Source organism: Streptomyces carpinensis (assembly GCF_002154505.1).
Classification (GTDB): Bacteria; Actinomycetota; Actinomycetes; order Streptomycetales; family Streptomycetaceae; genus Streptomyces; species Streptomyces carpinensis.
This window is the reverse complement of record NZ_MUBM01000203.1, coordinates 1-23395: the sequence shown is the minus strand read 5'-3', so window position 1 is coordinate 23395 and position 23395 is coordinate 1. Positions and strand designations below refer to the sequence as shown.

Genomic DNA, 23395 nt, shown 5'->3' with positions numbered 1-23395 from the left:
TTGCTTGCGCCTTACCCGCCGTCCTACGCCTCGGCGAATCCCGCGTCCACGCACTCACGCAGGTTGACGGCGTGGACGAGAAGCTGGGCGACGTCGATGACCTCGAGGGACTCCTTCGCCTGTCCGGCGGACTTCTTGGACGCGGTTGTCGGAGATGAAGTCCGAGAGACGGGACTTCACTTCACCTCCCGAGCGAAATAGGCGACTGCCCGGCGCAGGATCTCGCGCTCCAGCAGCCACTCCGTCTCCGCCTTGAGCAGATGGACGTTTTCGGCCCACAGCCGGGTCAGTTCCTCAGCCGGACCATGGCCGGCCCCGCCCACGCCGTTCTCGGACGTGTGCTGGGCGGTGTCCTTGCGGAACCACATACGCAGCGTCTCCCCGCCTGATCCCGAGCTCCGCGGCCACCGCCGCGTACCTGCGCTTGCCACCGGGAGCTCGGTACAACGCGACGGCGTCCTTCCGAAACTCTTCCGGGTATGGGCACTGGCGTCCCACCTGGACATACCTTCCTGGACCTTCAAGATCCGTTTGCCAGGGTGACCATTCCAAAGGATCAGCCTCATGGAACCCGGCGCCCACCCCGCGCGACAGCCGGGCCATCAGCCTGCCCCCAGCAGAAATCTCCGCTCTGAACGAGCAGAAAGGGCCCGTCAGCAAGCTGACGGGCCCTCATGCAAGATCGAGGCTAGACCGCAACCTCTTCCAGGGTTCGGCCCTTCTGCCGCATACCCAGTGTCACGACAATGAGTGAGGGCACGATCGCGCCGATACTGCCGACGAAGACCAGCCAGCCCCAGCCACCGGTGGCCGCGAAGATGGGGGCGACCGCGATCGGCCCCCAGACTGCGGCGGTGTGCGCCACACCATTGCTCCACGCGTATCCGGAGGATCGGATGCGCGTCGGGAACGACATGCTCGTGTAGTTGTACATGTTGAACAACCACATGGTGCTGCACGGGTAGATGCACAGGAGCATGACAACCTGCAGCGGGAACACGTGGGCGAACCAGAACAGCAGCACAATCGCTCCGTACACGCACCCGACGATGCCGATCAGCGATTTGCGTTCGAACCGCTCACCGATGAAGGAAGCGGCGATGAACGCCGAGAGCCGCATGAGGGGCGCGATCATCGAGACCCAGAAGAACAACTGGCCGGCCGTCCATCCTTGATGCTTCAGGAAGGTGGATGAGAACGCACCGAACCCGTACACGATGCCGGCGTAGCCGCACATCCATACGAGGCACAGCATAACGATCCGCTTACCGTACATGCCGCCGAACAACTCCTGCACCGGCACCTTCTCGGTCTGCACCACGATGTTGCGCTCCGGCTCAGGCTCCGGCAACGGCCGACCGGTGATCGCCTCGATACGAGTCTCCCAGCGCGAGACGATCGCGTCGGCCTCGGCGTGGCGTCCCTTCTGCTCCAACCACCGCGGCGACTCGGGCAGGATGATGGCGCCCACCGGCACCATGCACAGCATGGCGATGGCCAGGCCGTAGATGAACCACCGGTAGTGCTCCGGCACCCAGAACACACCCATGATGCCCGGCAGGAACGAGCACAGGGCGGTCGTCGCCTGGGCACGCATCGCGAGCTTCTGACGCGAACCGGGCGGCGCGAGCTCATGCAGGTACACGTTGTTGACCGAGAGCATGAAGCCGATCCCTATGCCGTAGAGGATGTTCCACAGCAACAGCCACCCGAACGAGTTCGTGTGCGCAAGGGGCGTCAAGAACACCGCGCCGACCAGCCCCGAGGAGACCAGGACCTTCTTGCGCCCGAACCGGTCACTGATTGGCCCTCCCGCACTGATGCCCAGCAGGATGCCCACGCCGGTGTTGCCGGCATACAGGAACGAGTACTTGACCGCACTCATACCCTGTGGCTCCCAGATGAACGGGTACAGACGGGCCACGACCCCGTCCGTGTCGATCAGGAAACCCCAGAAAAGCTGAGTAACGGCTGCCAGCAGGTACTGCACCCGGGTCAGCGGCAGCCGGTCTATGCGTGCCGCGATCTGGCCGTTGGCGTACTTGGCTTGCGGGCCCGTCGCGGCTTGAGTTTGGCTTTCACTCACGCGCGTCTCCTTCTCTGATGACAGTGCGGCATCGAATCGACATGGAGCGACGGGCTCGCGCACACCTAACGGCACCCCGCGCGTCCCGGACCTCCCTAAACAGCGTCACCAGCCCGACCTGACCGGCGCGCCTGACTCTGTGCGCATTGCCGAGCCTCGCGCGGGTGGACCGCGCCCATTCCCGCTGACTGGTCGCATAATCATTTAGTAAACTCTAGAATCGAATACTAGGATTATGCTCTTGCCGGAGGGAGTGTCAAGTGGCCGTCTCCACTCTGTGCACTGCGGGCGCCGATAATTACGTCCCAGCTGGTCAGACAGCAGGGACGTACACGCGGAAGAGGCCGCCGAGTCGGTCACGTCGACGGACGTCGAGGCGATCGAGCCGGTCCGGTTCGGGGAGCGCAGGGGGTGCCGCGCTGTGCAGGGTGCGGTGAGGCCGATGCTCGTTGTAGATCGACTCGAACTCTCCGAGCAGGTGGAGCAGGTGGGCCTGGTTCCAGAAGGAGCGGCCGAGGAATTCGTGTCGGCAGGCCTGCACCCAGCGTGCCGTGATCGAGTTCATGCGGGGCACGCGGATACCGGTGGTGACGACCTCGATGCCCTCGGCTGCGAAGACGGCGCCGAACGCGCGGGTGAACTGGCTGTCGCGGTCCCTGATCAGGTGTCGGACGGTGGCGCCGGCGTCCTGGAGGCCCATGGCCACGTTCCTCGCAGCCTCGGTGACCCAGTCCGTGGTGGGATGGGCGATCGCGCGACGAGATGCGGCGGTTGGCGTGCTCGCTGATGGCGAAGACATAAGGGGTCGGTCCGTTAAGGGCCGCGATGGTGAAGAAGTCGCAGGCCAGGATCGCGTGGGCTTGGCCGCGCACGAACGCGGCCCAGGTCTGACGGTTGCGTTCGGGCGCTGGCTCGATCGCGTGCGCTCGCAGGATCTCCCAGACCGTGGTGGTGCCACCTTGATGCACGGCGAGTTCGCCGTGGATGCACCGATACCCCAGGACCTGTGCTCGCGGCCCAAGCGCAGGACAAGTGCCCGGATACTGCTGGGGGCACCTCCCGACCGAAGGCTGGGGGCGGATCGGTGCCCATGCCAGACCGCTTGGGACGTGAAACATCAGCGTGACGACGCGCATGAGGTCACGGCGCCACCCCAAAACCGCCTCCAACGAGACGATCAGATCCAGCTGTCGCAGCATGTCCCTGGGGAGCCGGTGGAGGAGCGCGGCCAGGAAGGCGCGGTCCGCTGGGGGTGACGCGCGGCAGTCCGCCGCTGCAGGACAGCCAACTGGTGTCGCTGGTTCGCCGGGATGCCGGCCCGGTTCAGCGCGCCCGTCCTGCCAGGGAAGTCGCTGACCGTACGGATGTGGACGGACGGTGCCACCGCGCTGTTCCGCACCGTCAAGGAGGACGGCACGGTGGTGATCGACCGCGGCACGACGCACCTGACCGACTCACCCCGGGGACACGGGCGCCCCGTCGCCTGCCCGAACGGGCACCGTCCGCGGCGGGGGCCGGGCGGCTCCCGAGACCGGCGCCCGTCCCGCGGACGTCCTGGCCGTGCCGGGGAGTCGTGCCGGTCACGCCTTGCTCCCCTCTGTCCCGTGCCCCCTTCCCTGCTGGGACGGCATCGGGTCGGCGGGGGTGCAGCCCGGGGTGTCGTCGTCCGGCCAGAGGCTCACGGCACCGGGTTTGCGGCGGCCGGCGAGCGAGGCCGCCACGGCGAGCACGGAGACGGCGGTCATCACGGCCAGGGCAACCCGGTAACCGCTGATCAGCTTCCCCACCTCGCCGGGTGCGCCATGGGACAGGGTGCCTGCGAAGACCTCGGGCCGCAGTGAGGCCGGGAGCTGACTTGCAATCAGCGAGGTTCCCAGTCCGGTGCTGACCATGACACCCACGTTCTGCACCATGAGCCGCATGGCGTTGACGATGCCCACCCGGTTGTCGGGAAGTTCGTCCAGCATGTTGGTGGCGGTGGCGGGCATGAACATCCCCCCTCCGACACCGACGAGCACCATCCCGGCACACATCGGCACGTATCCGGGATCCTCGGACACCGACACCAGCAGCACCAGAAGGCCGACGCTGCCCGTGATGCAGCCGAGCGGGGCGACCATCCGCGGGCCCAGCCAGGTGTGCAGCCGCCCCGCGGACATCGATGTGGCCCCCATCGCGATCGATGTCGGCAGCACCCTCAGGCCCGCCGAGACCGGATCCTCCCCCCGCACCGCCTGGTAGAAGAGCGCGACCAGGAGGACCACGGCCATCCGCGCCACGGTGTTGAGCAGCGCGGCCAGCAGGTCGAACCCGAACACCCGGTCGGCGAAGAGCCGTAGATCCACCACCGGGTGCCGACTGCGCCGCTCAACGGCGACGAACACCGGGACGGACACGGCGAACGCCGCCACACCGGCCAGGACCGTCGGGTCGCTCCAGCCCTGTTCCCCTGCCTGCGACACTCCGAGCAGCAGTCCTCCGAGCGAGACCAGGACCAGCAGGTTGCCCGACACGTCCAGACCGCGCTCCCCGCCGGTCCCGCCAGTCCTGCGCAGGGTGAACGCACCCCAGACAAAGCAGACGACGCCGAGCGGCACGTTGAACCAGAACACCCACTGCCAACCCAGCCGGTGCGTCAGGACACCGCCCAGGGTGGGCCCGACGAGCTGCGCGACCGAGAACGACGCGATGTAGATGCCCATGCCGCGTCCCAGGTGCCGGCGGGGAAAGGCTTCGCTCAGCAGCGCTGCGCTGTTGGTCAGCAGCATGGCGCCACCCGCCGCCTGCACCACCCGAAGCCCGACGACGTACCACTCCCCCGGAGCGAATCCCAGGAGCAGGCTGCCGCCGGTGTACGTGGCGAGGCCCCACAGGTACATGACGCGCCGGCCGAACATGTCGGCCAGGCGGCCGAACGCCACCATCAGCACGGTGTTGGTCAGCAGGAACGACAGCAGCATCCACGAGGCGGCCGCCGCGCTTGCACCGAAGTGACGGACCACCTCGGGCAGCGCCACGTTGAGCGAACTGCTGCCCATGCCGGTCGTGATGCTCGCCAGGCCGACCACCGACAGCACCCGCCACGCGTAGCGCAGCTGCTCCCGTTCGGACGTCTCCTCCTCCGGGACTTTCGCGGACACCGTCAGCCGGCCTTCGCCACGGCCGGCATGTCCCCGGCTGCGGCGGTCACGGTACGGGGCCGGCGCCACGGCGAGGAGCGCCGTTCACCCTCGATGGGGGGAATCAGGTAGCGCCGCTTCTGCTCCTCGCCACCCGCGTACAGGATGTTGTCCGCGGTGCCGCCGAAGCGGAACGGGACGAACGTGCGGCCCGTCTCCATGGCGACGACAGCCGACACGATCGGGCCGAGCGCCGCAGCGACGTACTCCTCGGGGGTGTTGATGCCCCAGAAACCGGCCTTCCTGGCCTTGGCCTGCAGGGCGCGCACGGTCTCGGCGTCGAGCCCCGGACGGCCTTCACGCTCGTTGCGCAGGACCTCAGGCTCAAGCGGTATGACCTCCTTCTCGACGAACGAGCGTACGGCGCCGAGGATCTGTCGTTCCTCGGTGCTGAGCGAGAAGTCCATGGCCGCCTCCGGGAGGATTTTAGAATCGCCCTCTAGGATAGGATTTCAACTGCGGTCGGACAGTGTCAAGGAGATACGGGGCGGTGGAAGTACCATGACGCGCATGAACCGGCGCAAGTCCTCATGGGAGTGGAACAGCACCACGCAGACGCGCGAGAGCATGCTGCGGGCCGCGCGTGAGGTCTTCGGCGAACACGGCTTCGCAGACGCCAGCATCTCCGACGTGGTCGAGCGGGCGGGATCCAGCGTGGGTAGCCTCTACCACCACTTCGGTGGCAAGGCAGAGTTGTTCCTCGCCCTGTGGGAGGAGCACCAGAGCGCCCTGGAGAGGGCCGCCGAGTCCAGTGTGGCCGATGTCCGGAAGGGCGGAGCCACCGAGCCCGTGGACCATTTCGTCGCGGGCGCCCGGGCCTACCTGGAGAGCGCGTGGGAACGCCGGGACCTGACCCTGAAATTCATGGACGGTGACGCCCCACCCGGCTTCGAGCTGATGCGGCGCACGCGCGGCCGGGAGTGGCTGCGGCAGAACTCCGCGCTACTCTGCGGAGGTGGTGACACCATCCCCGAGCGGCTCACCGCCGCGATCCTGACCGCCGCGATCGGCGCAGCCGGGCGTGAAGTGGCCGCCTGCGAGACGAAGGCCCAGGCCGACGAGGTGATCAAGGCCGCCGTCGCCCTGATCCGCCGCCTCGCTCCGCTCGAGGTCCTCAGCTCGGTGATCGAGGCGCCCTCCTCGGCGTAGCGGCAAAACGGCTCCGCCACCAGCGTCGCCTCATGCGCGACGATCTCATAGCTCGCGCCGTAATCAGGGGTTTTCTGCAGGTAGCGGTAGCCGAGCCGGGCACCACCGAGCACGTTGACCGAGCCGATGTGAGCCCGATAGGTCTTGCCGCGTCGGTAGTGTTCCATCAACTGGGCCTTATCGTACTCGGCGAACATGCCCTGGAACTGGACCCGCAGCTGGTCCTCGGGACTTTCGCCGCGCGGACCCTTGACGAACTCCATCCGGCAGCCGGAACGTGAGAACTCCTCGATCAGCAGGGCCTGGTAGTGGAACCTGCGCGCCAGCCGGTCCGGGTTGCAGCACAGCACCACATCCACGCATCCGGTGGCGATCAGGTCCCGCAGCCGCTCCAGGGCGGGACGCACCAGCGTGGCGCCGGAGTGGCCCTCGTCATCGAATACCCACTCCTCAGGAACCTCAAGACGCAACTGGCCGGCGTGCGTGCGCAGCGCGGCGGTCTGCGAGGCGATCGTCGGGTCTTTCTTCCACCGGACCGACGACACCAAGGCGTGGATCGCGGCACTGGTCACCGCTCGCCCCTCCCTCGCCGCTGCCGCCGCCGGCCGGCCCGACGCTGAGGCACCAGCACCGCGTAGGCCGCGGACAGATCCGCATCCACGTGCCGGTCGCAAACGAACTCCGACTCCAGGCCGACGGCCACCACCGCATGGCGGTGGTTTTCGCTCTGGCCACCGGACTCACGCTCGCGGCGGGCCGGTCACCGCGCTGCGCTGCGGCCGCTACATCCACATCGACACGGAGCCCGCCCCGCGTCAGGAGCCGGTACCGAGCCCGCGCCCCGACCGGAGGCCGACGTAGCGACACCCGCCATGGTTCGCCGCCCGCGGCTTGTCAGCCAGCAGCACCCGCGCGTACCCGAGAACCGCGTCGATCACGGTTCCGGCCTGGCGGAAATTACCCGCTGCCGCCACCTCGCAGCTACCCTGGCCGACGACCAAGGTGAGGGCCTGGACATACAACCGGTCCTCGGGCCGATCGGCCAGCCCGAATGCCTGGACGTTGCGGCGGATCCACTGGCAGAACCGACGCCGCTCGATGGCCGCGAACCCGTGTGGGGCGTCTCCAGAGGAGAACAGCAGAACCAGGTCGCGCCGCTGCCAGGCGCCCTCGAGGTAGGCGCGCGCCCCGCTCTCGAAAAGCTGGCCGGGATCGGAGACGCCCAGCTGCCTGGCCTGCGCCACCGCTCTGCTGGTCGCCGCGTCGTGGGCGGCCTGGTGCTCCGCCCATAGGGCGACGAACAGGTCGTCCATCCGGATGGGGCGGCAGTCGCTGTCGCCCCAGTCGGCGCGACGCACCGTGTCGGACAGGCGCGACCCGGAGAAGCCGCGCTCGGCGAACACCCGCCGCGCGGCCTCAAGCAGGCCGTGCGGCGCCTCGACGGGACCAATCCACTCCACGGCCCCACTACGCAGCGTCATTGCCCTGGGCCCTTCACTCGTCCGAATACGCCGCCATATAGGCGCCGCTCTAACGCAGAGTTGTTTTCCGAAGTGGATTCTAGTAATGCCCGCCCGTCTGGCATAGATCCCGGACCCAGATTGGAGGTTCGCCTGGTCGCTCGGTTGATCACCGGTCTGGTCCTGACCGCCGCCGTGTTCGCGGTGGCAGGGCAAGGAGGCCTGACGATACCTGTCTGTACCGCTCGAAAATACGAGTCGGTGCTGCGAGCTGTGGTGAGTCGTTTGGTCAGGCGGTGCGGTGATACTCGTTGATCAATCCTTCGAGGGCGGGGTGTCGCCGGATCCGGTGAACCTGGAGGTCGGTGACGGTGGCCAGAACAGGTGGTTCGTCGCTGTCCGGGGGCAGTTGCTGCCGGGACTGGTGGGGCCGGTGCCCGGTGATGCTGGATGTACTCGGCCAGCACCTTCACAGCATGGGCCATCACCCAGCCTCATCACGGCGGCGGCGCCGCCCGGTCGCTGCACCAACTGTGGGACCTGGTCACCATCCACGGCAGCTGCGTCGGCGTCGGCCTCGAACCGCTTGCCTCCGCCTCCCGGATCGCCGTCGACCCCGACACCATCTACCTCGTCGTCACCGGCTGCCACATCCCTGCCACCCGCGCCCTGAGCTGGGTTCTCGTCGACGAACCCCAGCCAGTCGGCGCTTGAGGCCGGCACTGTGGGCGAGATCACTGGCAGAAGAACGGTATCAAGGGCTAAAGTCATGCTCTGGGTCAACCCGCCCCGGGTTCCAAGGCCGTACTGCCAGGAGCTGCCAGGGAACGGATGCTGCTTCAGCGCCGATGACCGGCCTGATGGTCAGGTGTTCGGCGTTCCGCCGGTCGCATCGCCCACCCGTGGCGCTGCCGCGGCCACGTACGAGGAGGACGCCATGTCGAGCCCCGCCTCGCGAGTACCGGGCCCGGACAGCACTCCCACCACCGGGCTCCCGTACCGGCCGCTGCCGCCAGTCAGCCAGGTGCGCCCCGGCCTGTGGAGCATTCCCGTACCGCTGCCCAACACTTCCCTGCGCTATGTGCTGGTGTACGTCTTCCAAACCGACGCCGGGCCGTACCTCGTCGATGCGGGCTGGGACACCGACGAGGCGTACGGCACCCTCGCGGCCGGACTCACCGGGATCGGCACCCGCCTGGAGGATGTCCAGGGGGTGCTGGTCACGCACGTCCATCCTGACCACTACGGGCTCGCCGGGCGCGTGCGTGAGACCTCCGGCGCGTGGATCTCCCTGCACCCCGCCGACGCCGCCGTCATCGCGCGGTTCAAGGAGGCCGACTCGGTAACGCGAGGCCTGGCCACGCTGCGCCGCGCCGGGGCGCCCAAGGAAGCGCTGGAGCGTCAGCACCGACGGCTGCGTGCGCTGCCCTCGATGAGGGACATCGCCAGGCCCGATGTGCTGATGGAGGACGGCGCCCGCCCCGAGGTGCCCGGCTGGGAGCTGTCCGCCATCTGGACCCCGGGGCACTCCCCCGGCCACCTGTGCTTCTGGGAGCCCCGCCACCGCCTGATGCTCACCGGCGACCACGTGCTGCCGCGGATCACACCGAACGTGCCACCGCCCCCCGACGAGACGGCCGACCCGCTCGGCGACTTCCTCCGTTCCCTGGACCGCCTGCGCGGCCGGGGCGCCTCCGAGGTGCTGCCGGCCCACGAGCGGCGCTTCACCGACCTGGAGGGCCGACTCGACGACCTGCACCGCCATCACGACAAGCGGTTCGCGGAGGTGCTGGCGGCGCTGGAGGCCGGTGCCGAGGTCGCCTGGGACGTGGCCGCCCATATGCACTGGTCGCGTCCCTGGGATGGGATGGAGGGCTTCGCCCAGCAGGCGGCGGTCGGCGAGGCCTACGCCCACCTGCGCGCCCTCACCCGGCGCGGGCTGCTGCACGAGGAGCCGGGCGAAACCGTGCGATGGCGGATCGCCATACGACCCTGACCCGCGGAGCGGAACCGGCGGCCATGCGGCCATATCGCGGCCGACTTTCCTTCGCCTGAAGTTCGATGAATGTGTGCTTGCCTGCGTGGCGCGCATGGGACGGCCGATGGCCGAATTGACGTTGACCGACGACGAGCGCGAGACGCTGGTGCGCTGGTCACGGCGGGCGACGTCCGCGCAGGCCGTGGCCCAGCGGTACCCGGATCGTGCTTGCTGGGCGGAGGGGAGGTCAAACCAGCAGGTGGCCGCATAACTCGGCATCTGGCCGCAGACGGTGGGCAAGTGGCGTCGCCGCTTCCTGAAGTCCCCACTACCGCTTCCGAATGCCTGCGCCAGCTCTGAACAGGGACGGTGTCGCTGTGTGTCGGTAGGGCGCTCCGGGTGCCTGTGCTCGTGCGACTGCTCTACCTGATCGCCATGCGGATCTTCACGTGGTTGGTACCGGCACTGGCGTCGAAGATCAGGGGACGGCCGTCGGTGACCGCCCGCGCCGTGCCGCCCCGCCTGACCAGGCGGCCCACCACGCCGGTGAGCAGGGTGTTCACACTCGTTGAAACCGACCGCCACGGTGTGTCCGGTGGCCGGGGCGGTGGCCACCGGCCTTGAGTGCGGCAGATCCAGCGCGATACGCCCGGTGCTGGAGCGCAGGGTCGGGGCCTGCAGGATGGTGTCCGGCTCGACGGTGGGCGGTAGGCCGCCCACCGTGATGCCTCATTCCATTTCTCGAATTAATCACCGCCACGATCGAGCGGTCGCGCTGGCGGGCCGACTCCCCTCGCCAACACCAGAATCGAACTCTAGAATGCGCTCTATTGACCACAAGCGACGAGCGTACGAGGAAGGCTGCCGTCGGATGAGAATCACTGTGTGCGTCAAGCAGGTGCCGGACACCGGGACCGACAGGGAACTGCGCCAGGTCGGCAGCCCCGTGGCCAACGACGCTGCCGACGCGGTCGTCTACGGCGTCGTCGGCGACCCTTTCGACGTGGTGCCGCAGGTGACCGACCACATCACGCGGCGCGGGCAGGAGGGCTGAGGCATGCGGATCGCACTTGGGGCCAGGCCGGCCGGGGGGCAGCGGCTTTCCGCGGCCGCCGCAGGTTTCGCCGACTACGAGAAGGCCGGTGTCGAGCTGTTCATCGTCGCCGAGCTGTACGGGTTCGACGCGGTGAGCCGGCTCGGCTACGTCGCCGCGCGCACCACGCGGGCGCACATCGCGTCCGGCATCCTGCAGCTCTACAGCCGCACCCCCACGCTGCTCGCGATGACCGCTGCCGGCCTCGACGACGTCTCCGACGGGCGGTTCGAGCTCGGCATCGGCACCTCGGGACCCCAGGTCATCGAGGGATTCCACGGCGTGCCATTCGACGCGCCGATCGGCCGGACCCGGGAGACGATCGAGATCTGCCGCCAGGTCTGGCGCCGCGAGGGGCCGGTCACCTACCAGGGGAAGCACTACGCCGTGCCGCTCCCGGCCGGCCAGGGCACCGGGCTCGGCAAGCCGCTCAAGATGGTCGACCACCCGTTCCGTGACCGGATCCCTGTCACGGTCGCCGCCATCGGGCCGCGGAACGTCACGCTGACCGCCGAGCTCGCCGAGGGCTGGATGCCGCCGTTCTACGTGCCGGAGAAGGCCTCGGATGTGTGGGGCGCATCGTTGCGCAGCGGCATCACCAAGCGCGACCCCGGCCTTGGGCAGCTCGACGTGCACGTCGGCGCGTCGGTGGCCATAGGCGATGACGTGGCGCACCTGCGAGAGCTCGACCGGCCGCTGCGCGCCCTGTACATCGGCGGGATGGGCGCCCGCGGCCGCAACTTCTATAACGACCTGGCCTGCAGGTTCGGCTACGCGGACGCCGCGGCACGGATCCAGGACCTCTACCTGTCGGGCAAGAAGAAGGAGGCCGAGGCGGCGGTGCCGGCCGACCTGCTGGCCAAGACCTCTCTGATCGGGCCGGAAGGCTACGTGCTCGACCGGCTGAGCGCGCTCGCCGAGTCGGGCGTCACGACGCTGTCCGTACGCCCGGTGGCCCAGGACCAGGTGGGCAGGCTGCGGCTGATAGAGCAGTTGCGCGGGTTGATCGACAGGCTGTGAGGCCGAGCGATTAGCAGAGGTCCCCGCGACCGGGACAGGCCGGGGACTCCACCAGAGCAAGAGCAGCTCAACCCTGCGGGGTGAAGCCGAGCCGGCGCATCAGCCGGGTGGCCCCCGAGACGCTGTAGACACCTCAGGTGTTTAGCGCGTCAAGCGGCTTCGGCTAGTTCGACTGGGAAGGCGGTGTGTTCGTCGAACAGTTCGTTGTGCTGGAGGCAGTGGTAGAGCTGGCCGATCATGCGGTTGAACAGGTGGCGCTGAGCGCCGGCGTGCCAATCGCCGCAGTCGTCGCGGCGGTGGCGGTAGTGGGCTTTGGCGCCGGGTGAGGCGTTGGGAGCGGAGAAGGCCCACAGATAGCCAGCCGCATTGAGACGGTCGTTCTTGACCCAACGACGGGTGACGGACGACTTCTTGCCTGAGGCGCGGGTGACGGGCGAGGAGCCGGCGTATGCCTTCAGGCCGCGGGCGTCGGTGAAGCGGGTGCGGTCGTCCCCGACCTCGGCGAGCACCCGGGCGCCGAGCTGGATGCCGAGGCCGGGGAAGGACAGGTAGATGTCAGCGTCCGGGTGCTGAGGGAACACCTCCTCCACCGCCTTCGCGAGCTGGTCGGCAGCGGTGCAGGCGGCCTCCAGCTGGATCAGCAGGGCCAGCATCTGCTCGCCGAGGGCGTCCTCCACGAGCGGAGGCTGGTGGGCCCAGTCAGCGCGGAGGACCTCTCGCAACCGGTCGGCGTCCGCCTCGATGCTGCGCTGGCGTCCGGCGCGCTTGAGGGTGGCTTGGAGCTGAGTGCGGGTCAGGCGGGCCGCGTGGGTTGGGGTGGGGGCGGCCTTGAGCAGGGAGTGGGCCTCGGGGCGGCATAGGCCGTTCTTCCATGGCTCGACCGCGGCCAGGGCGGCGGGGTAGTACTCCCGCAGCAGCGAGCGGAGCTGGTTGGCGATGGTCTGACGGTTCCAGGTGGCGTCCTGCTGTGCCCGGGCCAGGACGGCGATGGCGCGGGCGAGGTCGGTGTCGTCGGGCAGAGGCCGGTGGGCATGCATGTCCGTGCGCAGGATGTTCGCCAGCACGAGGGCGTCGCCGGGGTCGGACTTCTTGCGCGAGACGGAGTGGCGGTCGCGGTAGCGGGCGGCGGCCATCGGGTTGATCGCGTAGACCTTCCGCCGGCCGGTGCGCAGGACGGCGACAAGCAGGCCGCGGGAGGTCTCGATCGCGACTGGGATGGGGTTGTCCTCGGTGTCGCCGTGCTCGGCGAGCAGGTCCAGCAGGATCTTGTAGCCGGCCGCATCGTCAGTGATGTGCCGTTTGGCGACCAGGGTTCCGGTGTGGCCGACCAGCGCCACGTCGTGTGTCTTCTCTGCCCAGTCAATGCCGCAGAAGATCAAGGTCCCTCCCGGTACTGCCTACGTGTTTGTGCTGGTCACGAGCTCGTGCGGAACCACGCAGCGACCTAATCCCAGGACTCGGCCCTCGGGGCCGGTCCGCCACCTCAGCAGCTGTTCGTGGCACCAGCGCACCCCACGGGCCTCGGTCTGTGCGGGAGCTCGAAGATCGGCTCGGGCGTACCAAGAGGTCACCGTGCGATGGGCTCGCACCACAAACACCAACGAGTGATCAAGCTGATGGTGTTGACGGTGGTGGTAGTCGCGAGGACAACCAGACGTCGCCCGGTCTACAGCTAGGCGTCGAGGCCCGGAGACGTGTAGGCGTCCGTCCGCCGCCCATGCGGCCGCCACCACCATCAGAGCTGGGACCGCCCACCGATACACGGAAGGGGTTCGGGAGCCTGGATGGAGCCAGCCCACGGTCCCGGCATTCTCGAACGGCTCGCCCATGGTCCCGATCTGGCGGACCCTCCTTACCCACGGATTAGGAGACGTGGAACTTCCTGCCGATCAGCGTCGCCACCCGCGCGGCGGTCCAGACCCGGTCCTTGTTCCGGCCGTGCGCAGCCGGCCCCTCCTCCAGGTACGCGTCCAGCTTCTCCAGGCACCGTGCCGAGAGCAGCGCTGACCGACCGGTCCGTGGGAGGCCAGCGCCGCGGCTCCGCCGTCCCGCCAGGCTTTCTGCCATTGGTAGGCGGACTTCAGACTGATCCGTAACCAGCGGGCCATCTCAGAAGCCCTGTCGCCCTCGGCGAACAGCCCAGCTGCCTCCAACCGCACCAATTCACGGCGCCAGCGGCTCTTCGCCGTCAGCCCGCCCCCATCCGCATAGCGCATACCAACGGCATAGCGCACAGGTGACCAGCAGTCAGCAGCCGAGCTGACAGTCGCCTCAGAGCACTGAAGTCAGTACCAGCCCGCACCCGTGGAGCGGCCCCGCAAGAAGGAGCACTTGCCCCTGCGACCGATGACGTACGGGGACGAGGGAAGCCGCGCCGCCCAGTACGGACAGCCGTACGACCTCGGTCATGCCGTCAGCCTTCTCAGCTTCTTGTAGGTCTCTTCTTGCCGCTCGAGGCGGGTAACCGCGGCGGTGGCCGGCTCGAGTCCGAGTCGGCCACCGCTACTGCGTCGTACTTGCGATGTGCCGTCCACCGTCGCGGGCGGCGTCCCCGTTCAGTCGCGGGTGACGAACACGCCCCGATCCAGCACCACGCTGCCGTCGCGTCCCGTGACACGGAAGCGGGCTTTGTCGCCATCCCGCCAGACCGCGATCTTGAGGCGGTCGCCGGGGAAGACGGGCTTGCTGAACCGGCCGCTGACGGAGGAGAACCGAGGAAGTCCGCCTTGGCCACGAATGTCGGGTCGCTGTGCACGGGTTGTGGTCCGCCGAGAGGCGGTACAGGAAGGCCTGGTCGGCCCGGGTCGAGACGTCGACCAACAGGTCGGGGTCGCGTTCGGGCGCCTGCCAGGGCTCGCTGGGGCCCTTGACGCCGAACCCACCCTCGCCACGGATGAAGACCGCCGACCGGGTCAGGACGGTCGGGGAGTCCTCGGTGTCGCCGGGGAACAGTCCGTGACTCGGTGACCACCAGGGCTCCGGATCCCTTGTCGTAGATGCCGACGAGCTCGCTAATGACCTCGATCATGCACCAGGGCGGCAGCGGACGGAAGAGCCCGACCGACTGCTCGGCCTGGACCAGGAAGGCGGGATTGAACGTGCCGAAGCTGATCCGAGGCCGGGGTGATCCATCGGCTGGGGCGCGAAAACCGGTCAGGATGGCCCCGAACGGGGGGTAGACCTGCTGGTGGACGCCGGCGCTGTACTCGCTGGTGGACGCCAGCTCCGCAACGGGGGTCTTCCTGGCCGGCACCCACGCCGAGGGCGTAGAGCAGCACTTCGTCCGGCTACCAGGCCACCGTGAACGGTCCGACGACCGTGCCGACGGCTTCTACGTTCAGGGGCACGGACCACTCACCTCCACGTGATCAGTGCGTCCAGTGCCTCGACCTGAGACCCACGCACCAGGAGGGGGTTGATCTCCAGCGACTCCAGCCGTTCCTCCAGGCGAAAGGCGAGGTCGGCGATCGAGACTACCGTGTCCGCCACCGCGTCCAGATCGGCCTTCTCGGTGCCGCGTGCGCCGTCGAGGAGCGCAGCGCCACGCAAGCTCCGCAGCGCGTCGAGCACCTGGCCGCGGTCGACGGGCAGCACACGCAGTGCGCTGTCGCGCAGGATCTCCACCCAGACGCCGCCGAGCCCGACCGCGAGGACGGGACCCCAGACGGGGTCGCGGACGATGCCCACGATGAGCTCGATCCCAGACCCGCGCATCGGCTGGATCACCGCGCCCTGCACGTCGGCCTCGGCGTTTCGGCCGACCGTGGTGACGGTTTCGAAGGCCTCCCGTACCTGCTCGGCATCGGTGAGTCCGAGCCGAACGCCGCCGATGTCGCTCTTGTGGGCGATGTCGGCTGCGGCGAGCTTGACCACGACGGGGTACCCCAGCCGCTCAGCCGCGGCGACCGCGGCATCGGCCGAGTCGACGAGCTCTTGGGGCACCACGGGCACGCCGTTGTCGGCGAGGAACGCCGATGCCTGGTGTTCGGTCCAGGTGCTGCCGGGGGTCGCGTCGACGGTCATGGCCTGTGCGTGTGCCTGCGGCACCATGACGCGTCCCGCGGCGTGCTGTCGCTGGAACTCCGACCAGCGCACCGCGCGGCCGAGCGCCGCGAGGGCGTGGTGGATGCCGCCCAGCACGCCGGGGAAGCTCACCTCATCAGCGACCTTGCGACCGAACGGGGTGATGTCGACCAGCGTGTTGCCCATGACGACGACTGGCTTTTCGCAGGCGCGGATGGCGTCGGCGGTGCCGCGGGCCATGTCGTAGGCCCGGGTGGGATCGGCGGGTTCCTCGCGTGCCAGGTCACTAGCGAGGACGATCACGTCGATGCCGGGGTCCTTGTCGACGACGGCGAGCGCCTCGCGCAGCAGCGCAGGGTTGACCAGGATATAGCCGGTAACGTCGAGGGGGTTCTGGACGGTCGCGAAGTCGGGCACGACCCTCTTCAAGCCCTCGACGGTCGCCGGAGCGAAGTCGGGAATCTCCAAGCCCTCGTCCTCGGACCGGTCGGCGGCGATCTCGCACGCCCCGCCCGAAGGAGTCACGAAGCCGACCCGGTTGCCCGGCAGCGGACCGGTCTCGGCCAGCAACCCCGCGGTCATGATCATGTCCTCGAGGCAGTCGACCCGGATGACGCCGTACTGCTTGAAGACGGCATCGATGACCCGGTCGTCACCGACCAGCGAGCCGGTGTGGGCCTTGGCGACGGTGGAGCCCTTTTGGCTGCGACCTACCTTGAAGGCCACCACCGGCTTGCCGGCCTCGAGTGCCTCCTTGGCGACGACGAGAAACTCCTCGGGCTGGCGGATCGACTCGATGAAGAGCGTGATGACCTTCGTGTCGGGGTCGCGCACGAGATAGCGCATGGCATCGGTCAGGGTCACCATCGCCTCGTTGCCCATCGAGACCAGCAGGCTGATGCCGATGTTGCGGGCCTGGGAGAACCCCAGGACGGCGCTCGCAAGCGCGCCGCTCTGGAGCACGACGCCCACGGGACCGCGCAGCAGGGGAGCGTTGATGTTGAGCCCGTACGGCGTGATCTGCTTGGCGGCGTTGATGTAGCCGTTGCCGTTCGGGCCCAGCAGCGTCAGGCCGCGACGCTTCGCGAGGTCGACGACCTGGTGCTCCAGCTTCGCGCCCTCGGCGCCGACCTCGCCGAAGCCCGAGGTCAGGATCACCGCGGACTTGATGTCGTGGTCGGCCAACTGCTCGAGTATGTCGAGGATCACAGTGGTCGGCACCATGACGAAGGCGAGGTCGACTCCGTCGGGCAGGTCGCCGATCGTGGCGTAGCTCTGCTCTCCGTGGACGACTCCGCCGCGCGGGTTGACCAGGTACACCGGGCCGTCGAAGCCGTGTGTGTGCAGGTTGGCGAACAGGCTCAGCGACCAGTTCGACTTGTCGGTGGCACCGATCAGGGCAATGGCCTTGGGGTTGAACAGGGTCGACACCTGCTCGGGGGTCACCAGGGAGCCGTGGAGAGTAGGACTGGTTGCGGCTTCGATCGTCGCGGCGGTGGTGGTGGGGCGCTCGCTCAACTCGGTCACGCGATCTCTCCCAGCTTGACGTGTCCCTTGAGCAGGTTACGGGCGATGGTGCGGCGCTGGATCTCGTCGGTGCCCTCGAAGATACGCAGCAGACGCAGCTCGCGGTACCACCGCTCGATGGGAAGCTCTTTGGTGTAGCCCATGCCGCCGTGGATCTGCAGGACCCGGTCGACGACCTGGTTGGCCATCAGACCGCCGGCGAGCTTTGCGATGGAGGAAGCGTGGCGGTTGTCCATCCCCTGCTGCAGCTGCCACGCGGCACGCAGAGTAAGGAGCTTCACCGACTCGATCTCGACCTGGGAGTCGGCGATCTGCCACTGGATCGCCTGATAGTCGGCGATCGGGTGACCCATCGAGACCCGGTTCTTGGCATGCTCGATCGCCATCTCCAGCAGTCGCTCCGCCGCACCGATCGCGCCGGCAGGGATCATGAACCGCCCGTTGCCGATCCACTGCATCGCAAGGCCGAAGCCGTTACCCTCCTCGCCGAGGATGTTGCTGGCAGGCACCCGGACGTTCTCGAAGACCAAGGAGGCGGGGCCCCACTGGCCCATGGTGGGGATGGGCTTGGATTCCCAGCCCATGTCGCGGTCGACGAGGAAGCAGGTAACGCCGCCGTTGGCGCCCTTGTCGGGGTCGGTGACGGCGAAGACCATGACGAAGTCGGCCTCGTTGCCGTTGGTGATGAAGATCTTCTCCCCGTTGATGATCCAGTCGCCGCCGTCCTTGGTGGCGCGGGTTCGGATGTTGCGTGCGTCGGATCCGGCGCCGGGCTCGGTGATGGCGAAGCAGCTGCGACGGTCTCCGTTGATGGTGGGGATGAGGTACTTCTGCTTCTGGGCCTCGGTGCCGGCGTAGAGGATGTTGTCGGCGGTGCCGCCGAAGCGGAACGGCACGAAGGTGCGGCCGGACTCCATCGCGGTGATGGCGGACATGACCGGGCCGAGGGCGGCCCCACCGTACTCCTCGGGGGTGTTAATGCCCCACAGCCCGGAGGCCTTGGCCTTGGCCTGGAGCTCCTTGATGTGGTCGGCCTCGAGACCGGGGAGGCCGGCGCGCTCGTTGCGGAGGACCTGGTCCTCCAGCGGCATGACCTCGCGGGTGATGAAGGCCCGCACGGTGTCACGGATGGCGCGTTCCTCTTCGGACAGGGAGAAGTCGATCAAGGGTCTTTCCTTTCGATCCTGCTGAAGTCGGTGCAGTTCGCGAAGGTGCTGAAGGTTCCGCGTCGCGGAGGGGTGGTTAGGGCGGTTATGCCTTGGGCCCCCCGGCGACGTAGATCACCTGGCCGCTGACGTAGGAGGTGTCTTCGCTGCACAGTGCTGAGACGACGCCGGCGATGTCTTCGGGCCGTCCGACCCGCCGGAGCGGGATGGCCTGTTCGCCGCGCTTCTTCATCTCCTCGAAGTCGACGCCGGTGCGTGCTGCCGTGGCGCGGGTCATCTCGGTTTCGATGAACCCGGGAGCCACCGCGTTGACGTTGATGTTGAAGGGACCGAGCTCTATGGCGAGGGCCTTGGTGAAGCCCTGCAGTCCGGCCTTGGCGGCGGAGTAGTTCGTCTGGCCGCGGTTGCCCAACGCCGAGGTACTGGAGAGGTTGACGATCTTGCCCCAGCGGTTGGCGACCATGGTCTTCTGTGCCTCGCGGGCCCACAGGAAGCTGCCGCGCAGATGTACGCCCATCACGGTGTCCCAGTCCGCCAGCGACATCTTGAACACGAGGTTGTCGCGCAGCAGGCCCGCGTTGTTGACCAAGACGTCGATGGATCCGGCCTCGGAGCGGATCTGATCGGCCGCGGCGATGACGGCCTCTTCGCTGGAGACATCGCATGCGACGCCGATCGCGGAGCCGCCGGCACCGAGGATGGCGTCGACGGTCCCCTTGGTCTGGGCCTCATCCAGGTCGACCACCGCGACAGTTGCCCCGTCTTCGGCGAGCCGTCGCGCGGTCGCTGCACCGATGCCACGGGCGGCGCCGGTGACCACCGCGACCTTTCCGCTCAGGTGGGTCATGTCTCTCCTTGTTCGAAGGGTCGAATAGAGGGATGGAGATGTCGTGTTGGGAGGGTGAGGAGCGTTTGCGGACTCTCAGTGACGCGCCCGCTGCTGGGGGGCGCTGGACGGGGTAACGCCGGAGCGCAGGCCGCTCACGTCGACGTCGAGGACCTTGGTCTCAGGCTTGTGTGGACGCCACCGGCCGCAGAGCACCGGCACGGTCGGGATGTAGAGGGCGATGCCGGCCAGGCAGACGATCCACCACGTGCGCCAGCCGGATTCGGTGCCGATCACGTGCGGCATGATGATCGCGACGACGACGCCGATGATGCGTTGGACCGAGCCGAAGATCGCCATGCCGTAGGCCACCCGGGTGGGGGCGATCTCTTCGGCGGTCTCGCTGATTGCGGCCATCCAGGGAGCGAAGCCGCAGGCCACCACGAAGCCCATGATCACGAGGATCCAGGTCATCGCTGCCTGGCTGGTGGGGTGGCCCAGGCGCAGGGCGAAGACCAGCGTTGCAAAGAACATCATGACCGCGCCGGCGGTGAGGAAGGGCTTGCGTACGCGCAGCCAGTCCGACAGACCTCCCCACAGGAGTGCGGAGAGAACGTTGACCAGCCAGAAGAGCGACATCATGTTGTTCGCGGTGGACAACTTGAACCCGAACATCGACACGAGGTACAGCGGGAAGACGGAGACGGCGGCGACGTAGATCAGCAGGTAGAGGGTGACGCCGGCCGCCGGCACCAGCAGACGGGGAGGGAACCGGTCTGCGAGGGTGAGCGTGCGTTGCGCCGTCGTGGTGGGCGCTGCGGCGCCGCTGGCCGACGAGCTCTGCACCTCGAGGACGTTGCGCTCGGCCTGGATGATGACCTCGTTGCGGATCTGCGGCGAGAGGTCGCGGAGGAGAGCTGCGCTGATGACCCAGACGATCAGCGCGGTCACGATGGCAACGGTGTACAGATCGCGCCAACTGTGTCCCGAGGCGAGCAGGTCGCCGGCGACCTTTGATGCGATGTAACTGCCACCAACCGGGCCGATGGTCCACATGCCCATCGCGATGCCCCGTCCGACCCGAGGAGAGAAGTCCCTCATCAGGGTCGAGCTCATGACGAGCGCGAAGCCCTCGAACAGACCCAGCAGGCAGTACAGGACGATGAAGTAGTTGCCGTTGTGGGCATGGGCCATGAGGAACGCGCACACCACACTGACGGCAGAGGCGACGATCAGCAGGTTTGCCCGACCGAACCGGTCTCCGAAGCCGCCTGCCACAGCGCTGACAGCGCCCATCAGCTGGGCGGCGGCACCGATGTAGATGTACTTGTCGAGGCTCCAGTGGAACTCGGTGATGATCAGCGTGCTGGCGGAGCCGAGTACGTAGAAGACGTAATACAGGGCGACCGTGACGAGCGTGGTCGTCACGAGAAGCAGCCACCGGTAGGCGGGTGCCGGATAGCGCGCGAGGTCGCGCTTCCACAGTGAGTTGACTGCCAAGACAGCCCTCCGAGGAGATTGAACCGATAGAAGAATCCGAACTCGGTTCTAGAACCATCTGCAAATTAGGTTCGCGGACAGGCATGCGTCAAGCGTCACACTGACATTGGTTGCTGTCGGTCTTGCAGGCTTGCTCGGCAGGGGCCGGGCCAGTGGGCGTCGGTTCGGCAGCTCTCGCGCGCCCGGTTTCATGCGCGAGTGACGAAGTCGGCGCGCAAAGACAGCCCGACAGCCGAGGGCGCCAGGTCCCGTGGGAAGAGCCGTGCATGAAGGTGCCCGAGCACGCTCGCGCGCCTGGCAGCGCGGAGCGGGGGGCTTGATCAGCTCGCTACCTTGCGAACGAGCTCGAGGGTCGCGTCAATAACTTCGGAGGCCTCACGGCGCGAATCGATCTCGCTGACGAGGCGAGCTCCATCACCGACGATCGACGTCAAGGCCGTCACCAAGACGCGCGCTGCAGGTTCCTCGGGCGCGCGAAGCAAGAGCCCGTTCTCGCGAACCCAGGCTCGGGACCGCTCGCGTTGCCACGCGTCATGGCCCGGCGGGTGGTCGCCAGAGAGAACCAGCCTGGCGAGATCCTGATCGATCCATGCCTGCTCCAGGTAGCCGCGTGCGCCGGCGATGAACAGTTGGATGGGATCTCGCTCTCCGGCGGCGCGCGCAGCGTGCACGGACTTCGTGGAGGCCGCGTGCAGGGTGTCCTGGTATTCGGCGCACAGGGCCCCATAAAGCTCGGTCTTGCCGCCGAAGTGGTGGTAGATGCTGCCGACGCTGCAGCCGGACTTTTCCACGACGTCGCTCACGTTGGCCTCCGTGTACCCGTGCTCGAGGAAGACCTCGCGCGCGGCGGCGAGGATGGCGCTGCGGGTCTCTACCGACCGCGTCCAGCGACGCGCCGCGGCTCGATTGCGTTCGGTCACCCATCCGCCCTTTCGCGCATCTGCCTCAGCCTACCCCCGCGCGGCGAGCCCATCTGGAACTCGCGCCAATGAGGGCGTTGGAGAGCCAGCCTACGAGATGCTAGAATCCTGTTCTAGAACAATCTGAGAGGCAGGGATGTGGCAGTGCTAGGAGCATGTCCCGGTAACGAGCGATCGGCTGCTGATCATGACGGTGAGATCGGTCGTGGTTGTTCGCTGTGTGCCTGCCGGGGCGGGTGGCTTGGTTCTGTCGGCCGGGGAATCGGCCTGAAGGGGGCCGCTCGGGCTGGTCAGCCTGAGGAACACCAGGTCATCACCGCCGCCGATGTCACGACCAACCCCTCGGACGCGCTGAACTACACCACGATGCTCGACCAGTCCGCCGCCAACACCGGCCACCACCCCAAGCAGGCCCTCGTCGACGCCGGATACCGCTCCGAGACCAACCTGGAAGCCGCCCAAGAGCGCCAACTGGCCTGCGGCACCGACACGTTCATGGCCACCGGCCGCCTGGCCCACGACGAACAGGTCCCGCCCGCACCACGCGGACGCATCCCGGCGAGCGCCACGCCTAGGGAGCGCATGGCCCGCAAGCTGCGGACCAAGCCCGGCCGAGCCGCCTACAGCCGCCGAAAAGCCATCGTCGAACCCGTCTTCGGCCAGATCATGACCTGCCACAACGGCCGCCAACTCCTCCTACGCGGCGAGGACGGAGCCCGCGGCGAGTGGCGACTGCTGGCCGCTGCCCGACCTCAGCACAGGCAGGCCACCGGCCAAAGCCGCTCCACCGCCCGCGAACGCTCACGCACCGCACCCGAGCAGGAGTGCTCCGTCAGGGGACAGGGGTTGTTCGGCCCAGATGGTCTTGCCGTCACGGCCGTAGCGGGCGCCCCATCGCGAGGCGAGCTGGGCGACCAGGAACAGGCCGCGGCCGCCCTCGTCAGTGGTGCGTGCCCGGCGCAGATGGGGGGCGCTGAGGCTGCCGTCGGAGACCTCGCAGATGAGGGAGTCGGCGTGGATGAGGCGCAGGCGGATGGGACCGCGGGCGTGCCGGATGGCGTTGGTGACCAGTTCGCTGACGATGAGTTCGGTGGTAAAGGTGAGCGGTTCCAGGTCCCAGTCGGCAAGCTGACGATCGGTGAGGACGCGGGCTTCGGCGACCAGTGCGGGATCGACGGGCAGCTCCCAGGAGCCAACCCGCTCTGCTTCCAACACGCGCGTGCGCGCAAGGAGCAGGGCTACGTCGTCCAAGCGGCGCTCGGGCACCAGCGAGGCCACCACCGCATCGCACAGCTGCTCCAGCGGTCGGCCGGGACCGGCGACGGTGCGGGCCAGCCGGTCAAGCCCGGCGTCGACATCACGTTCCGGGGCCTCGATGAGTCCGTCGGTGTACAGCGCGAGAAGGGTGCCCTCCGCTAGCTTACGTTCGGCGGTTTCGAAGGGCAGGCCGCCCAGGCCGAGCGGCGGG

Annotated in this window: 20 protein-coding genes and 4 pseudogenes; 7 read left to right on the top strand and 17 right to left on the bottom strand. The window is 68.1% G+C overall.

What is annotated here, in order from left to right:
- Positions 1–135: 135 nt before the first annotated feature.
- From BZY54_RS53590 to BZY54_RS26230, 5 genes and pseudogenes are all read right to left on the bottom strand, one after another.
- Positions 136–498, bottom strand: a pseudogene (locus BZY54_RS53590) (transposase); the annotation flags it as partial.
- Between the two features lie 190 nt (positions 499–688).
- Positions 689–2086 (bottom strand): MFS transporter, encoded by a 1398-nt coding sequence (locus tag BZY54_RS26245; protein WP_086727789.1) that lies wholly within the window; start codon positions 2084–2086, stop codon positions 689–691.
- Between the two features lie 313 nt (positions 2087–2399).
- Positions 2400–2786, bottom strand: a complete 387-nt coding sequence (locus BZY54_RS53585; protein WP_244217339.1) for an integrase core domain-containing protein — start codon at positions 2784–2786, stop codon at positions 2400–2402.
- A gap of 880 nt (positions 2787–3666) precedes the next feature.
- Positions 3667–5226, bottom strand: coding sequence for an MFS transporter (locus BZY54_RS26235; protein ID WP_208640769.1), 1560 nt, complete (start codon positions 5224–5226; stop codon positions 3667–3669).
- Between the two features lie 2 nt (positions 5227–5228).
- Complete coding sequence (locus BZY54_RS26230) at positions 5229–5672, bottom strand: acyl-CoA dehydrogenase family protein (RefSeq protein WP_086727788.1); 444 nt, start codon at positions 5670–5672, stop codon at positions 5229–5231.
- A gap of 103 nt (positions 5673–5775) precedes the next feature.
- On the opposite strand from BZY54_RS26230, the gene BZY54_RS26225 reads away from it, so the two are divergent.
- On the top strand, positions 5776–6414 hold the full coding sequence (locus BZY54_RS26225; protein ID WP_086727805.1) for a TetR/AcrR family transcriptional regulator: 639 nt from the start codon (positions 5776–5778) through the stop codon (positions 6412–6414).
- Positions 6415–6446: 32 nt separating this feature from the next.
- Positions 6447–6695 (top strand): hypothetical protein, encoded by a 249-nt coding sequence (locus BZY54_RS52350; RefSeq protein ID WP_208640772.1) that lies wholly within the window; start codon positions 6447–6449, stop codon positions 6693–6695.
- Here BZY54_RS52350 and BZY54_RS55575 read toward each other — a convergent pair.
- Positions 6603–6959: pseudogene (locus BZY54_RS55575) on the bottom strand (recombinase family protein); the annotation flags it as partial. The gene BZY54_RS52350 and the pseudogene BZY54_RS55575 overlap by 93 nt on opposite strands.
- A 270-nt stretch (positions 6960–7229) precedes the next feature.
- Positions 7230–7895 carry a hypothetical protein gene (locus BZY54_RS26215; protein WP_086727787.1) on the bottom strand — a complete coding sequence of 222 codons (666 nt, stop codon included), beginning with the start codon at positions 7893–7895 and terminating at the stop codon, positions 7230–7232.
- A gap of 429 nt (positions 7896–8324) precedes the next feature.
- Between BZY54_RS26215 and BZY54_RS50385 the strand changes: the two genes are divergently transcribed.
- Together BZY54_RS50385 and BZY54_RS26205 are read left to right on the top strand one after the other, a co-directional pair.
- The gene (locus BZY54_RS50385) at positions 8325–8588 is read left to right on the top strand and encodes a hypothetical protein (protein ID WP_143668126.1); all 264 of its coding nucleotides are present in this window, start codon (positions 8325–8327) and stop codon (positions 8586–8588) included.
- Between the two features lie 223 nt (positions 8589–8811).
- Complete coding sequence (locus BZY54_RS26205; protein ID WP_086727804.1) at positions 8812–9870, top strand: MBL fold metallo-hydrolase; 1059 nt, start codon at positions 8812–8814, stop codon at positions 9868–9870.
- A 404-nt stretch (positions 9871–10274) separates the two neighbouring features.
- Here BZY54_RS26205 and BZY54_RS51025 read toward each other — a convergent pair whose 3' ends face one another.
- Positions 10275–10415, bottom strand: coding sequence for a hypothetical protein (locus tag BZY54_RS51025; protein ID WP_158103919.1), 141 nt, complete (start codon positions 10413–10415; stop codon positions 10275–10277).
- A 308-nt stretch (positions 10416–10723) separates the two neighbouring features.
- Between BZY54_RS51025 and BZY54_RS50380 the strand changes: the two genes are divergently transcribed.
- Both BZY54_RS50380 and BZY54_RS26195 read left to right on the top strand, forming a co-directional pair.
- Complete coding sequence (locus BZY54_RS50380; RefSeq protein WP_143668125.1) at positions 10724–10906, top strand: hypothetical protein; 183 nt, start codon at positions 10724–10726, stop codon at positions 10904–10906.
- A gap of 3 nt (positions 10907–10909) precedes the next feature.
- The gene (locus tag BZY54_RS26195) at positions 10910–11965 is read left to right on the top strand and encodes an LLM class F420-dependent oxidoreductase (protein WP_086727785.1); all 1056 of its coding nucleotides are present in this window, start codon (positions 10910–10912) and stop codon (positions 11963–11965) included.
- A gap of 149 nt (positions 11966–12114) precedes the next feature.
- On the opposite strand, the gene BZY54_RS26190 is transcribed toward BZY54_RS26195, so the two are convergent.
- The 8 genes and pseudogenes from BZY54_RS26190 to BZY54_RS26155 form a co-directional block, all read right to left on the bottom strand.
- Positions 12115–13344 (bottom strand): IS110 family RNA-guided transposase, encoded by a 1230-nt coding sequence (locus tag BZY54_RS26190; RefSeq protein ID WP_086727784.1) that lies wholly within the window; start codon positions 13342–13344, stop codon positions 12115–12117.
- Positions 13345–13831: 487 nt separating this feature from the next.
- Positions 13832–14181 (bottom strand): annotated as a pseudogene (locus tag BZY54_RS55570) (helix-turn-helix domain-containing protein); the annotation flags it as partial.
- A 206-nt stretch (positions 14182–14387) separates the two neighbouring features.
- Positions 14388–15218, bottom strand: a complete 831-nt coding sequence (locus BZY54_RS55565) for a hypothetical protein (RefSeq protein ID WP_425276315.1) — start codon at positions 15216–15218, stop codon at positions 14388–14390.
- 101 nt (positions 15219–15319) lie between these two features.
- Positions 15320–17515: an acetate--CoA ligase family protein gene (locus tag BZY54_RS26175; RefSeq protein ID WP_208640767.1), complete on the bottom strand. Its 2196-nt coding sequence runs from the start codon at positions 17513–17515 to the stop codon at positions 15320–15322.
- The gene (locus tag BZY54_RS26170) at positions 17512–18681 is read right to left on the bottom strand and encodes an acyl-CoA dehydrogenase family protein (protein WP_208640766.1); all 1170 of its coding nucleotides are present in this window, start codon (positions 18679–18681) and stop codon (positions 17512–17514) included. Before BZY54_RS26170 ends, BZY54_RS26175 begins: the two co-directional genes overlap by 4 nt.
- A gap of 85 nt (positions 18682–18766) precedes the next feature.
- Positions 18767–19528, bottom strand: a complete 762-nt coding sequence (locus BZY54_RS26165; RefSeq protein WP_086727782.1) for an SDR family NAD(P)-dependent oxidoreductase — start codon at positions 19526–19528, stop codon at positions 18767–18769.
- A gap of 75 nt (positions 19529–19603) precedes the next feature.
- Positions 19604–21007, bottom strand: coding sequence for an MFS transporter (locus BZY54_RS26160; RefSeq protein ID WP_158103918.1), 1404 nt, complete (start codon positions 21005–21007; stop codon positions 19604–19606).
- 320 nt (positions 21008–21327) lie between these two features.
- On the bottom strand, positions 21328–21927 hold the full coding sequence (locus BZY54_RS26155) for a TetR/AcrR family transcriptional regulator (RefSeq protein WP_086727780.1): 600 nt from the start codon (positions 21925–21927) through the stop codon (positions 21328–21330).
- Between the two features lie 294 nt (positions 21928–22221).
- Between BZY54_RS26155 and BZY54_RS26150 the strand changes: the two are divergent.
- Positions 22222–22671: pseudogene (locus BZY54_RS26150) on the top strand (transposase); the annotation flags it as partial.
- A 57-nt stretch (positions 22672–22728) separates the two neighbouring features.
- Here the strand turns inward: BZY54_RS26150 and BZY54_RS26145 are convergent.
- Positions 22729–23395, bottom strand: a 667-nt coding sequence (locus tag BZY54_RS26145) for a SpoIIE family protein phosphatase (RefSeq protein WP_158103917.1), incomplete at its 5' end; no start/stop codon positions are given.

Coding starts and splice junctions, on each gene's coding strand:
- BZY54_RS53585 (WP_244217339.1), bottom strand. CDS start 2,786: ATGGGCCTCCAGGACGCCGGCGCCACCGTCCGACACCTGATCAGGGAC.
- BZY54_RS26230 (WP_086727788.1), bottom strand. CDS start 5,672: ATGGACTTCTCGCTCAGCACCGAGGAACGACAGATCCTCGGCGCCGTA.
- BZY54_RS26225 (WP_086727805.1), top strand. CDS start 5,776: ATGAACCGGCGCAAGTCCTCATGGGAGTGGAACAGCACCACGCAGACG.
- BZY54_RS52350 (WP_208640772.1), top strand. CDS start 6,447: ATGCGCGACGATCTCATAGCTCGCGCCGTAATCAGGGGTTTTCTGCAG.
- BZY54_RS26215 (WP_086727787.1), bottom strand. CDS start 7,895: ATGACGCTGCGTAGTGGGGCCGTGGAGTGGATTGGTCCCGTCGAGGCG.
- BZY54_RS50385 (WP_143668126.1), top strand. CDS start 8,325: ATGTACTCGGCCAGCACCTTCACAGCATGGGCCATCACCCAGCCTCAT.
- BZY54_RS26205 (WP_086727804.1), top strand. CDS start 8,812: ATGTCGAGCCCCGCCTCGCGAGTACCGGGCCCGGACAGCACTCCCACC.
- BZY54_RS50380 (WP_143668125.1), top strand. CDS start 10,724: ATGAGAATCACTGTGTGCGTCAAGCAGGTGCCGGACACCGGGACCGAC.
- BZY54_RS26195 (WP_086727785.1), top strand. CDS start 10,910: ATGCGGATCGCACTTGGGGCCAGGCCGGCCGGGGGGCAGCGGCTTTCC.
- BZY54_RS26165 (WP_086727782.1), bottom strand. CDS start 19,528: ATGACCCACCTGAGCGGAAAGGTCGCGGTGGTCACCGGCGCCGCCCGT.